The organism is Luteimonas salinilitoris (assembly GCF_041300785.1).
GTDB classification, from domain to species: domain Bacteria; phylum Pseudomonadota; class Gammaproteobacteria; order Xanthomonadales; family Xanthomonadaceae; genus Luteimonas; species Luteimonas salinilitoris.
Genome location: NZ_JBFWIB010000023.1, coordinates 18,743 through 30,662 on the forward strand (window position 1 = coordinate 18,743; position 11,920 = coordinate 30,662).

10 protein-coding genes and 2 pseudogenes are annotated in these 11,920 nt (G+C 65.1%); 3 read left to right on the plus strand and 9 right to left on the minus strand.

Features of this window, described 5'->3' with window-relative positions:
* Nucleotides 1-491 precede the first annotated feature (491 nt).
* The 5 genes from AB5T46_RS19260 to AB5T46_RS19280 all read right to left on the minus strand — a co-directional run bounded on the left by AB5T46_RS19260 (nucleotide 492) and on the right by AB5T46_RS19280 (nucleotide 5,739).
* A complete protein-coding gene (locus tag AB5T46_RS19260) occupies nucleotides 492-764 on the minus strand; it encodes a hypothetical protein (protein WP_370565724.1) in 273 nt (90 codons plus the stop codon).
* Entirely contained in the window at nucleotides 761-2,026 is a 1,266-nt protein-coding gene (locus AB5T46_RS19265) for a Gfo/Idh/MocA family protein (protein WP_370565725.1), read from the minus strand. Before AB5T46_RS19265 ends, AB5T46_RS19260 begins: the two co-directional genes overlap by 4 nt.
* Nucleotides 2,023-2,883: an FAD:protein FMN transferase gene (locus tag AB5T46_RS19270; RefSeq protein ID WP_370565726.1), complete on the minus strand. Its 861-nt coding sequence runs from the start codon at nucleotides 2,881-2,883 to the stop codon at nucleotides 2,023-2,025. The genes AB5T46_RS19265 and AB5T46_RS19270 overlap by 4 nt, the downstream gene beginning before the upstream one ends.
* 106 nt (nucleotides 2,884-2,989) lie before the next feature.
* On the minus strand, nucleotides 2,990-4,300 hold the full coding sequence (locus AB5T46_RS19275; RefSeq protein ID WP_370565727.1) for a Gfo/Idh/MocA family protein: 1,311 nt from the start codon (nucleotides 4,298-4,300) through the stop codon (nucleotides 2,990-2,992).
* Nucleotides 4,300-5,739, minus strand: a complete 1,440-nt coding sequence (locus tag AB5T46_RS19280) for a 3-keto-disaccharide hydrolase (RefSeq protein WP_370565728.1) — start codon at nucleotides 5,737-5,739, stop codon at nucleotides 4,300-4,302. Before AB5T46_RS19280 ends, AB5T46_RS19275 begins: the two co-directional genes overlap by 1 nt.
* A 193-nt stretch (nucleotides 5,740-5,932) precedes the next feature.
* Here AB5T46_RS19280 and AB5T46_RS19285 point away from each other — a divergent pair.
* Nucleotides 5,933-6,064 (plus strand): annotated as a pseudogene (locus AB5T46_RS19285) (L-threonine 3-dehydrogenase); the annotation flags it as partial.
* Between the two features lie 251 nt (nucleotides 6,065-6,315).
* Here AB5T46_RS19285 and AB5T46_RS19290 read toward each other — a convergent pair.
* The 4 genes and pseudogenes from AB5T46_RS19290 to AB5T46_RS19305 all read right to left on the minus strand — a co-directional run.
* Nucleotides 6,316-6,718: pseudogene (locus AB5T46_RS19290) on the minus strand (transposase); the annotation flags it as partial.
* Nucleotides 6,719-6,805: 87 nt separating this feature from the next.
* Nucleotides 6,806-7,285, minus strand: coding sequence for a VOC family protein (locus AB5T46_RS19295; RefSeq protein WP_370565729.1), 480 nt, complete (start codon nucleotides 7,283-7,285; stop codon nucleotides 6,806-6,808).
* A gap of 254 nt (nucleotides 7,286-7,539) precedes the next feature.
* Nucleotides 7,540-8,238, minus strand: coding sequence for a hypothetical protein (locus tag AB5T46_RS19300; RefSeq protein WP_370565730.1), 699 nt, complete (start codon nucleotides 8,236-8,238; stop codon nucleotides 7,540-7,542).
* A gap of 150 nt (nucleotides 8,239-8,388) precedes the next feature.
* Nucleotides 8,389-8,910, minus strand: a complete 522-nt coding sequence (locus AB5T46_RS19305; protein ID WP_370565731.1) for a DUF1993 domain-containing protein — start codon at nucleotides 8,908-8,910, stop codon at nucleotides 8,389-8,391.
* 299 nt (nucleotides 8,911-9,209) lie between these two features.
* On the opposite strand from AB5T46_RS19305, the gene AB5T46_RS19310 reads away from it, so the two are divergent.
* On the plus strand, nucleotides 9,210-10,493 hold the full coding sequence (locus tag AB5T46_RS19310; RefSeq protein WP_370565732.1) for an FG-GAP repeat domain-containing protein: 1,284 nt from the start codon (nucleotides 9,210-9,212) through the stop codon (nucleotides 10,491-10,493).
* 71 nt (nucleotides 10,494-10,564) lie between these two features.
* On the plus strand, nucleotides 10,565-11,506 hold the full coding sequence (locus AB5T46_RS19315) for a hydroxypyruvate isomerase family protein (RefSeq protein WP_370565733.1): 942 nt from the start codon (nucleotides 10,565-10,567) through the stop codon (nucleotides 11,504-11,506).
* The last annotated feature ends 414 nt before the right edge of the window (nucleotides 11,507-11,920 follow it).

The window sequence follows — 11,920 nt, forward strand, 5'->3', positions numbered from 1 at the left end:
GAAAGTCGATGCGGGCTTGACCGGGTTGGGGTATTTGCCTCTCGATCTGCCCGACCTGCGCAGTGATGACACCCTCGAGCTCGGAAAGAAAAGGGGCATCGGCCCAATGTGTCATGTCCACGGACCCGTCGCTGTCGAAGTCAAGTTCCCACCCGACGCGGAGATTCCGACCTCCCCGATAGGCCTGCCGGAGCGCGTCGAAAGACCCCTCAGACACCGTGCCATCAGGCTCGATGGTCGCAAGGTGGGAAGACGTCGGACACGAGAGCGTTTGCGCGCGAACCGGGGCCGTGGTTGCAATGGCGATTGCAAGAGCAATGAGAATACGGAGGAAGGGTTCTTTCACAAGCTGCACCTCTATCCTGGTGGGCATATGACCCTGGTGGGCATATGACACTGGGATCATCCACGGGTTAATGAAAAAGAGTATCAGAGCTGGGTATAGGAAGAATAAACGCCGGCCCGCGTAGGCGGGAATGACGAGCAGAAGCTCAGTGGTTTCCCAGGGCTCGCAGTCGCGACCGTCCCCGCACCGCACGCAGCAACAGGCGCGGCAGCCACAGCAGCAGGTACAGCACGACCGCGAGGATGAGGATCCAGCCCCATTGGCTGATCAGCTCGATCCAGCGGGTGCGGTAGATCAGAATAGTCAGTGCGTTGATGACCTCGGCCAGCAGCAGGCAGGCGGTCAGGACGGCGAGTTCCGCGCGCAGTCGCGCCGGCTTGGGCTTCATGGTGGCGCGCTTCATGATGGCGCGTTTCATGCCGCCTCCTTGGGCATGCGTAGGTGATCGGGCCATTCCACCGGCAGGCCGGTGTCCATGGCGCGCTCGCCCAGCAGCGAGGCGATCGAGGCGTGGTAGGCCTGGCGCAGCAGGTCGGGCAAGGGGCGGCCGGTTTTCACTGCTTCGCCGAAGGCTTCCAGCTGCAGGAGGGTTTCTTCGTAGGGGCCGCGGCCCAGGGATTCGCCGGGCGTAGTGACGGGGATTTCCGGCGACCAGCTCGCACCGCCGATGGGCACGCTGCGGTAGAGACCTTCGGCGATGTCACGCAGCATGCGCTGGAGGCCGGGCACAGTCGGCGTGGTTTCGGTGAACATCTGCGCGGTTTCCGCCTCGATGGTGCCCTTGTCGCCCTGCACCTGTTCCTCGCAGCCGTAACGGCGGTTGTTGATGAGGGAGTCGTAGATCAGTTTGCGGCCGCCTGAATAGTCGTAGATCAGGGCCACCTGGTCGTCAATGTCGCGGCCGTCCTTCCAGTAGCACAGGCTACCCGAGCCGATCACGCGGGTGGGGACAGCATCGAAAAACCAGTTGGCGACCTGGAGCTGGTGGCAAGCCAGCTCCGTCATCAGCCCGCCGGAGTGCTGCTTGTACAGCCGCCAGTTGATTTTCCGTTCCAGCCCCGAGCCGGGCGGCACCGAGCGGCGCCAGTTGCTATTGCGATGCCATTGCGCGCGAATCTGGGTGACCACGCCGATGTCGCCGGCCAGGATGCGGGCACGGGCGCGCAGGTAGGCGGGGCTGAACATACGCTGGTGGCCGATCTGCAAGACGCGGCCATGCTGGCGCGAGCGCTCGACCATCGCGGTGCAGTCTTCGACGGTGCGCGCCATGGCTTTTTCGCAGAACACGTGCAGCCCCGCGTCCAGGGCATCCAGCACGACGGGGGCGTGCAGGTCGAGCGGGGTTGCCACCACCGCAGCGTCCAGCCCACCCGCCTGCAGCAGGCGCCGGTAGTCCGCGTGGGCGGCGGCGCGAGGTCCGGCCAGCGCGCGCGCGCGCGCCAGGTTCGGCGGATAGTCGTCGCAGACCGCCGTGACCACGCAGTTCCTGGATTGGTTGAGGTTTTGCAATAAGGCACTGCCGCGATCGCCGACACCGATGATGCCGATTCGCACGCGCGCCCCTGCCGTGTCGGCGGCGTGCGCGGCGCCGAGCGCCCAAGGCGCGGCGGCGGCACCCGCGGCCAAGGCAATGCTGTGCAGGAAATGCCTGCGCGAGGTTTCGAAATCCGAGTCGGTCATTCCGCCTTTACCTGTGGGTCGAGCCGGCAGGCCTGGCCGCCGGCGTCGCATTCGAACACGCTAAGTGCGGCCTGCGCGGCCAGGGATTCACGTTCTTGCGGGGTGGCGATCAAGGCCGCGGTGCTCAAGGCTTCGGCGCGGGCGCCGCTGCGATGCACCACGATGGCGGTGGCCGCCATGGTAACCGCTGCGCCGCCGGCTGGCCGCACGATCGGCGCGCGCGACGGCGAGCTGGCGCCGTTGGCGATGGTCGAGGAGATGGAGATGGCGGCGTCGCGCAGTTGCAGTTCCTGCAACGGCTGGTCGGGGCGGAACGGATGCGGCACGCTCAGCGGCCAGCATTCGCCATGCGGGTGTGTGCCCCAGGCCAAGATCGAGCTTTCGCCCAGCGAAACGATGGCGGCGCCGATGCCGTGCGCAGCCAGCACCCCGGCGCAGTGATCGAGCGCCAGGCCCTTGCCGAGGCCGCCGAAGTCGAGACTGAGCTGCCGTTCGACGTGGATCATGCCGTCGGCGTCGAGCCGCGCATGCGCCAGCCCGCCGCGCACCGGCCCGCCGCCGTCAGGCAGGGTGGAGGCCACGTCGAACAGGCCGTCGGTCAATGCGTGCATGCGCATGGCGACGGCGATGGCTTCGCGCAGCAACGGCTCCTCGATCAGCGCTTCGCGGCGCGCGGCCAGCTGCGCATTGAGCCGGGTCGTGGGCGACTCGCGGTGCATGGTCAGCGCCACCTCGATGCGTTCGATCACCTCGCGCAGAGGACGCAGGGCCGCACTGGCGCCACGGCCGAACAGGTGCAGTTCCACTCGCGTGCCCATGGCGGGAAAGCGATCCGAGGCGATGGCGATGGTGCTCATCTAACGTGTGTTATGCGCGTTTAGCCCCCTGTCCCGCTTGCGGGAGAGGGGTTGGGGTGTGAGGGCAGCCAAACACACGAGGGGACTCAGTCAAGTGCATCAGGGGCTAGCTTTTGATGTCCCAGCCCGGCTGATAATCCGCCGTCCAATACGCCAGCGCCGCTTCGCTGCGGGGGCGGCCGTTGGCCGGGTCGCAGCTCAAGTCGGCGCCGGTGCGGTAGGCCATATTGCCCAGGTGGCAGAGCAAGGTACTGATATGGCCTTCGCTGATCGGCGAGGCCAGGGCCTTGGCCTTACCGCGGATCACGTCTGCAAAATTGCCGATATGCAGCAGATCCAGCGCGCCCTCACCGACCGTGTCGGTGGTGCCGCTGGCCTCCTTGGCGGTGGCTTTACGCACGGATTTTCCGGCCAGGTCGAAAATCTCAAAACCGTTGCGATCGACCAGGGCCGAGCCCTTGGTGCCATAGACCAGCACGCCGCGGCCACGGCCGTAGCGCTCGACGCCATTGCAGCTGTGGCCGTCCCAGCTGATGCGGCGGCCGCCGGCGAAGCTGAGGTCCAGACGCAGTGTGTCGTACATCTCCCAGTCGTCGCCCCGGTGGAAACGGCGCGCGCCCTTGGCCGAGACCTGTTCGGGGAATTGCACGTCCATCAGCCAGCGCGCGATATCGATCTCGTGCAAGGCGTTGTTGCAGATTTCGCCGGTGCCCCAGTGCCAGAACCAATGCCAGTTATAGTGGACGAGGTTGCTGCGATAAGGCCGGCGCGGGCGCGGACCCTGCCATAGCTCCCAATCCAGGTTCGGCGGCGGGGCGATTTCGCTGCCCCTGCCGATCGAGGTGCGGTTGTTGGCGTACCAGGTGTCGGCGGCGTACAGCTCGCCCAGTTCGCCAGCACGCACCAGGGCAACCAGCTCCTGGGTTTCGCGGCTGGAACGCTGCTGGTTGCCCATTTGCAACACCCGATCGTGGCGTTTCTGCCCAGCGACCAGGGCTTCGCCCTCGTTCGGCGCGATGCCGCAAGGCTTTTCCAGATAGACGTGCTTGCCGGCGGCCATGCCGTCCAGGGCGATCTTGGCGTGCGAATGGTCGGGGGTGGCGATCGAAAAGACATCGATCGCACGCGTCTCCAGCAAACGGCGGTAATCGCGCTCCAGTTGCGGGCGCGGCTGACCCTGGGCCAGCTCGCCAGCGCTTTTTTCCAGCACTGCGCTATCGACATCGACCAGATGGGTGACTTCGGTATTGGGCGTGGCGGCGAACCCGTGCAGATGTGCCACCCCGCGCCCGTTGAGGCCGATCACGGCGACGCGCAGGCGGTCGTTGGCGCCGAGGATGCGGGCGTAGCTACGGGCCGAGAACACGGTTGCTGCGGTGCCGGCGCCCAGGCCGGCAAGAAAAGTGCGGCGATCCACTAGCGGCCCGCCTGTGTGGCTGCAGGCGCTGCCGCGGTAGTCTGCGGAGTGCGAATCTTGATGGAGCGGAACGACACGGCATTGCCGTGATCCTGCAGCAGGATCGGGCCGCGCGGCAGTTCGCCAAAGTCGGCAATGTCCTTGTACTTGCTACGCGCCATCTTGGCACGAAAATCCGCCGAGCCGCGCTCGTATTCGACCAGTTTCACCCCGTTGAGCCAGTGCTCGACATGCTTGCCGCGGGAGACGATGCGCGCCCGGTTCCACGCGCCGGGCGGCATCGCCGGCTTGCCCTTGTCGGGCACGCTGAGGTTGGCCGCCGCGATCAGGTCGTACAGCGAGCCGAGGGTGCGGTTGCCGCCTTCGCCGAGCTTGGCGTCGGGGTGTCGCTTATCGTCCAGGATCTGGTATTCCAGACCGATCGCGGAACCGACCGGGCCGCCGATCGGGTCCAATTTCGTGTCGACGAAATACTTCACACCGCTGTTGGCCCCTTCCGTGATGCGGAAATCCAGCTCGAGTTCGAAGTCGGAAAATTGCTCGCTGGTGACAATGTCGCCGCCGTTGGCCGATTCTTTACCACCGGCCGGCACCACGCTCAGCAGCCCGTCGCGGATCGACCAGCCCTGCTTCGGAAAACCATCCAGCTTGGCGCCGCGCCAGCCCTTGCTCGACACCCCATCCCACAGCAGGCGCCAACCCTGGGCCTTTTCGGCATCGGTCAGCTGGTTGGGCAGATAGTTGTAGACATCGGCCTTGGGGTCGGCCGGCGTCGCCGCCGCGGCCAGATCCTGGGTGAGGATGCGCAGATTGCGGAAACGCACCACCAGCCCCGGCTCCACGCCGCCGTGCACCTGCAGGCCGATAAAGCCGCGCGCGGTGACATCGTCCACCAGGTTCGCAGCCGGCACCCCGTTGATGAACGTGCGGATGCTGTAGCCGATCGCCTCCACCCGGAAGTGATTCCAGTCGCCGTTCTTGAACGCCGCCCGTGCCGGCGCGTTGCGGACCAGGGTGTTCAGCCACTCGCGCCGCTGCTCGTCGTAAATGCCGCCGCTCCATGCACGCGGGCTGGGATCCAGTTCCACCTGATAGCCGAACACCACACCGTTGCGGTAATCCGGGCGGCTCTCGCCACGAATCATCACCCCGGAATTGAGTTTGGGGTCGGTCTTGACGTCGTATTCGAGAATGAAATCGCCGTAGCTTTGTTCGGTGACCAGGAAGGTATTGGCTCGATCGCCCACCGAACGCCCGACGATCTGACCATCCTCGACCGCATAAGTGGCCTTACCACCCTTGATCGTCCAGCCCGTCAGCGAGCCGTCTTCGACCAGTGGGCGCCACTGCGGTTCAGCGGCCTGCGCGGGCGAACAGAGCGCAGCCGCGAATACCGCCCCGGCCAACGGATGGGTGACCCGTTTGAATCGAAAATTCATATTCCCTCCTGACGCGCGTACAACGTGTGCACAAAAATAACGGGGCTTCTCAAGAGTACCAATTCTGCTGGATTCCCGACCGGCGGCTGACTGGGGTGTCACGTGGATCAAGCGGGTGCCGCGTATAATCCGCGCCCTCGCACAACGCTTCTCAAGCCCCATGTCGACGCAACCTACCCTGCCACAGAACACCATGCGCGCCCTGGTCAAGCGCGAGGCCGCCAAGGGTATTTGGATGGAGCAGGTGCCGGTACCGCGCCCGGGGGCCAACGAGGTGCTGATCAAGCTGGAGAAGACCGCGATCTGCGGCACCGACCTGCGGGTATAGGAAGAATAAACGCCCTTTTTGTAGAAATCAGGAGTTATTGCCCGTCCGTTTACCCCGCGCTTCCCCCTGATGCGGCCCGAATCCCAGCCCGAATGGCACCTGTGCAGCCCCCTTTGGCCCACCTTGTGACCGATTCCGGCGCTGTGGCCGAGCCACCCTGCCCCCGGCCGAGCCCTTGGCCGAGCGTCACCCTACCGTGATCCAAGGGAGGAACGGCATCTGTCCGAGGCCCGTGAGGGCGGTGGGCGTCAGTCAAACAGCCGCGCTGGCGGCGGGGCCCGGGGCTCGGGGAACAGAGCCCTGGCCGCTGCGGGAGCCTGGGTGCTCAGGTGGGTGAGGATCTTGACGATCACCGACGGCGCTTCGATGCAGGCGATCAGCTTGACGACCCCGCCACAGGCCGGGCAGGTGTCCAGGTCGATCTTGAACACGCGCTTGAGGCGTCGCGCTCAGCGCATGGCGGCGTGCTGCTCTGCAGGGGGGGCGGTCGTGGGCATTGTGGGGCGCAGTGGGCCGCTGGCCACCCCGGCCCCGCCGGGCGGGAGTGACGAGCGCACGGTCCCGGCTGTTGGGGGCAAACACGCCGTGAAAGCGGGTGAGATGGACCCTGGGCGGGGGCACCAGCGCAGCCAGCTTGGCGATGAAATCCAGCTCCGGCGCGTGCTCCAGAAAGAAAGAAGGCCGCCCCCGGGCGGCCTTCTTCATTTCGCGCTCGGGCCACAGCGATGACTGTGAGCGTCAGCCCCGACGCGCTGCTTCGATCGTGGCGATGTCGATCTTCCGCATGTCCATCATGGCGTCGAACGCGCGCTTGGCCGCCGCGCGGTCGGGATCGTTGATCGCATCGGTCAGCGCGCGCGGCGTGATCTGCCACGACAGGCCCCACTTGTCCTTGCACCAGCCGCAGTCGCTTTCCTCACCGCCGTTGTCGACGATCGCGTTCCACAGGCGGTCGGTTTCAGCCTGGTCGTCGGTGGCGACCTGGAACGAGAACGCCTCACTGTGCTTAAACGCCGGCCCTCCGTTCAGACCCAGACAGGGGATTCCAAGCACGGTGAACTCGACCGTGAGCACGTCGCCCTGCTTGCCGGAGGGAAAGTCACCCGGCGCGCGAAGGACGCGACCCACCGCGCTGTCCGGGAATGTCCTGGCGTAGAACGTCGCGGCATCGAGCGCGGTGCTGTCGTACCAAAGGCAGATCGTGTTCTTGCTGACCATCTCGCTTCTCCAGAATCGGGCGGATCGTTGCATGCATGCAGCGGATGCCGCAGCGATGCGACGGCTTCCATACCATGAGGGACGTGTTTGCGCGGTGGCCGGAAACAAAAAAGGAAGCGGGTATCGAGTAGCCCGGGTAAGCGAAGCGCACCCGGGGCTTCTAAAGGCTCCCGGGTGCGCTTGGCTTACCCGGGCTACTTCACTACGTCCATTTGTCCTCGAAGCGCTGCAGCTCGTCCCACCCACACGCGGCCTTAAACAACGGTATGACAGCCTGTGACGCCGGCAAGGCCGCGGGTGCGCATCCGCTCATCCGCTCGCCGTGTCGCTTGCAAATGAAAGGAGGATCTGTGTTGAAGATCGTGACCAGTCTCAGCTTCCGCGGCCAGTGTCGCGAGGCGTTCGAGTTCTACGCGAAAGTACTTGGCGGCAAGATCACCGCCGCCCATCCCTACAGCGAGGTCGGTGCGACGTACGCTTTTTGCAACGCCGCGCGCGCGATCGCGTCCCGTGCCAGCACGACGTCGACCTCCTTCCCCTGCAGAAATGACGCGTCCGCTGAAATAGCTTCTCAGGACCCCCTCGTGCGACCCCGCGAGCGTGGTGAAGGTCTCGTTCCAGTCCGACTGCACCTCGCCGCCCACCGTCACGCGAAAGCCGGCGATGCGCGCCGGGCCGCTCCCGGAGTTGCGCGCCATGATCCGGAAGATCGGTTCCTTGGCCTCGACGTCGTAATCGTTGATCGCCATCTGCAGCATCGGCCACACGGCGGCCTCCTGCTGCTTGCGGGCGGCATCGGCTTCGGTGAGCCCGGCGTACAGCGCGATTGAGCCGGTGACGATGCCGATCACCGCCAGCAGCGTCTGCAACAGCGCGATGCGGACGAACACGCGCTCGGATCTGGTCAGGCCTTCGCCTAGTGGATTCGTCGGCTTGTCGGTTTCTTCGGTCATGGCCACCCGGTCCACAGCATTGCGCATCGCAGCAGTTCAAGCCTGCCCTACGACAGACAGGGCATGGACGAACGGCAGCCGAGCGTAGGGCGAGCTCAAGCCGCCTCACGCGGTGCCCCGCCGCTCGCAAGACCAACGCCGACCGACGCTTCAGGCGCCCTCTTGCTTCACCATCGGCGCGAGGTAATACAGGTAGTCGCTCTTGCCTACCGGCGCCCCGAGCAGCCGCAGAATCGCATAGGCCGAGGTGACGTGGAAATACAGGTTGGGCAGCAGGTAGTCGGCGACGTAACGATGGCCTTGCAATTCGACGTAGCGCCCCCGACCGAGGCCGATGCGCTTGATCTCTTCGAGTTTCGAGTCCGCTGCTGCGATGCCGGCAACGAGCCTCTTCGTCTGCACGATCGCGGCGCGGGCCTGTTCGATGGTCTGGATACTGTCGGGTGCCAGGTTGTCGATCGGCTCGCCCGCGCACCACTGCGAAAAGCCACGCGGCTGGTTGCAGACGAAGGCGATCTGCCCACCGAACGGAAACATGTCCTCGGCCAGACGCTTGCCCATGAAGGTGTCCGTATCCTTGAAGTGCTTTTCACCGACATCGAGCAGGTGTTCGAGCGTCTCCAACCGTGAAGTGAAAACGCGCTGGATCTCGGTGAGTTGTTGGTTATGCATGGGAATCCGTGGTCTCGACGTGGGGCTGCCAGTGTACGTCGGGATGTGCGTGCGGCCATGACTTTTTGCCCAAGCACTCGTCGTTTACTGTGGTATCCGAAGCGGTATCATGGACGATTCAACCCGGCGCAATTGTTCCTGACATCTTTTCGCGTCCCCATTTTTCTCAGCTACGGTCCTGCGGCCGCGGCCGGCGGTTGCTCTGCCTTCCGCTCCCGTGATCAGGCCATCGCGCACGCGCATCACGTTCACGGCGTGTTATAGACTGTCGCGAGGTCGACGCGGAGCGGAGCGCTTTCATGAAGGATGGCATCGTCGCGCGAACTCTTTCACATGCCCCACTCGTGTGCGCTGTCACAGCGTCGCTGCTGTGCGCGCAGGTTGCGCGATCGCAATCCACCAAGCCGGGTGCTTCGGCCGCGAATGCTTCGGCGATATTCCTGGATGCGACCACCACGCATGTGCCGAAGGCCGAGACGCTGCACGCCCTGGACGCTGCGTTAGTGGACGTCGATCGGGACGGCGACCTGGACGTGGTCCTCGCTGTCGAGGGCGACGCGAACAGGCTGTATCTCAACGACGGCAACGCACGACTGCGCTGGCGGCAAGGCGCGTTCGGCACGGCGACGTACGATACGGAGCATGTGCTGAGCGCCGACTTCAATCGCGACGGGCATGCCGATGTGATGTTCATTGCGGAGGACGACCAGGCGCACCAGTTGTTCTACGGCGACGGCAAGGGCGCCTTCACCGACGTGAGCGACCGGCTGCCGGCGCGCAGCGAAGGCAACGGCTTCGCCATCGGCGATGTGAATCGCGATGGATTGCCGGACATCGTCCTCGGCAACTCGGGAGAGCGTGGCCAGGATTTCCTGTGGCTCAACGACCAGGGCAGGCCGGGGCACTTCATCGACGCGACGAAGACGCACCTTCCGGCCGTCAACGATGCGACGCAGGATATCGCGCTCGCGGACCTGGACGCCGACGGCGATCCTGATATGGTCGTTGCCAACGAGCGGCCGCCGAATCGGCTGCTGCTCAACGACGGGCAGGGCCGCTTTGCCGATGCGTCGGATCGGCTGCAGCTGCCCGTGGAACTGCACACGCGCGAAGTGCACGTGTTCGATGCAACCGGCGACCGTAAGCCGGACATCCTGTTCCTGAATCTGACCAGCAACGCGGGCGGCTACGAGCGGGACCCGCAGGCACGCTTGCTCGTCAACGACGGTCGCGGCCGCTTCGTCGACGCGACGGCCAAACGCCTGCCAAAGAACGCATTCTCATCGTGGGGTGGCGCCGTCGTCGATTTCAACGACGACGGCTTTCCCGACTTGATCGTCGGTGCGATCGCAGTCCCGGGCTTCAAGCCGATGCAGGCCCGTGCCTACGCCAACGATGGCAAAGGCAGTTTCAAGGACGTCACGTCCGATGTCCTGCCCGCGACGGTAGCCGGTCGCAGTTGGAGCATGGCGGTCGGCGACCTGGACAACGACGGCAAAGACGACATCTTCATCGGCGGCTGGGGCACGCAGGCCCGTCTGCTGTTGCGCAAGCCACGAGGCAAAGGCGTCGGGGAACATTAGCGTTTGAATTTCAGCGTTTGAATTTCCATTTCCCCGGAAGAACCCGGAACACGACCGAGACGGAATCCACCATGCAGCGACGCAGCTTCCTCCAGGCCATGACCGCCACCGCCACCGCGGGGGCCCTGCCGTTCGCCGCCGCGCAGCTGTCCAGCGCGAACGCGACTTCACCCGCGGCCGGTGGCAAGTTCCGGCTCAAGTTCGCGCCGCACCTGGACATGTTCGAGCACTCGGCCGGCAAGGACCCCATCGCCCAGATCCAGTTCATGGCCGATCACGGCTTTACGGCCTACGAGGACAACGAGCTGATGGGCCGCCCGGTGAAGCTGCAGGAGCGCATTGGCGATGCGCTCGTCAAGAACGGCATGACCATGGGCGTGTTCGTGATCGACGCCGGCGACAACTGGAAGGTGTCGTACACCACCGGCGACAAGGCGGCGACCGAGCGCTTCGTCAGGCGCTGCCGCGAGGCGGTGGACGTAGCCCGCCGCGTCAACGCGAAATGGATGACGATCGTGCCCGGCTTCTACGCCCACAGCTTGCCGATCGGCATGCAGACCGGTCACGTGATCGATGCGATCCGTGCCGGCGCGCAGGTGATGGAACCGCACCAGCTGACGATGGTGATGGAGCCGCTGAGCGACACGCCGGAGCTGTTCCTGCGCACGTCCACGCAGGCCTACGAGATCGCGCGCGCAGTAGACAGCCCGGCCTGCAAGATCCTGTACGACATCTACCACATGCAGCGCAACGAGGGGAACCTGATCCACCACATCGACCTGACCTGGGACGAGATCGCCTATTTCCAGATCGGCGACGTGCCAGAGCGCAAGGAACCGGGAACCGGCGAGATCAACTACCGCAACGTGCTGAAGCACATCCACGGACGGGCGCAGAGGGAGGGCCGCGACTTCGTGTTCGGCATGGAACACGGCAATGCGCACGCGGGCGCGGAAGGCGAGCGACGGCTGATCCAGGCGTACCGCGGTGTGGATGTCGCGCCCGCTGACTGACCGCCTCGCAGGACGTAGGGCGCAATAAGCGAAGCGCATTGCGCCGCACGCCTTCCCGAAGCCGAAGAGAACGGCGCATTACGCTTTCGGCTAATGCGCCATACGGATCTGGCCCGGTCATCGGAAGGAAGGGGCGGAGAACATTGGCGTTCGAATTCTGGGTCCGCGGTTCACCCGTCAATTCGCTACCCACGCAGGACTTCCGGGACGGGTCCGGGCAGAGCCCGTGGCTATAGTGACCGGACCGTCCCAGCCCAGGAGCGCATTGCCGTGATCAGGCCCAAGCTGACGCTCGTCGCGGGTATAGGAAGAATAAACGCCCTTTTTGTAGAAATCAGGAGTTATTGCCCGTCCGTTTACCCCGCGCTTCCCCCTGATGCGGCCCGAATCCCAGCCCGAATGGCACCTTTGCAG

Bases quoted from the DNA above. Each gene is read 5' to 3' on its own strand.
- AB5T46_RS19280 (WP_370565728.1), bottom strand. From the start codon at position 5,739: ATGAATTTTCGATTCAAACGGGTCACCCATCCGTTGGCCGGGGCGGTA.
- AB5T46_RS19265 (WP_370565725.1), bottom strand. From the start codon at position 2,026: ATGACCGACTCGGATTTCGAAACCTCGCGCAGGCATTTCCTGCACAGC.
- AB5T46_RS19270 (WP_370565726.1), bottom strand. From the start codon at position 2,883: ATGAGCACCATCGCCATCGCCTCGGATCGCTTTCCCGCCATGGGCACG.
- AB5T46_RS19300 (WP_370565730.1), bottom strand. From the start codon at position 8,238: ATGACCGAAGAAACCGACAAGCCGACGAATCCACTAGGCGAAGGCCTG.
- AB5T46_RS19260 (WP_370565724.1), bottom strand. From the start codon at position 764: ATGAAACGCGCCATCATGAAGCGCGCCACCATGAAGCCCAAGCCGGCG.
- AB5T46_RS19310 (WP_370565732.1), top strand. From the start codon at position 9,210: ATGAAGGATGGCATCGTCGCGCGAACTCTTTCACATGCCCCACTCGTG.
- AB5T46_RS19295 (WP_370565729.1), bottom strand. From the start codon at position 7,285: ATGGTCAGCAAGAACACGATCTGCCTTTGGTACGACAGCACCGCGCTC.
- AB5T46_RS19305 (WP_370565731.1), bottom strand. From the start codon at position 8,910: ATGCATAACCAACAACTCACCGAGATCCAGCGCGTTTTCACTTCACGG.
- AB5T46_RS19315 (WP_370565733.1), top strand. From the start codon at position 10,565: ATGCAGCGACGCAGCTTCCTCCAGGCCATGACCGCCACCGCCACCGCG.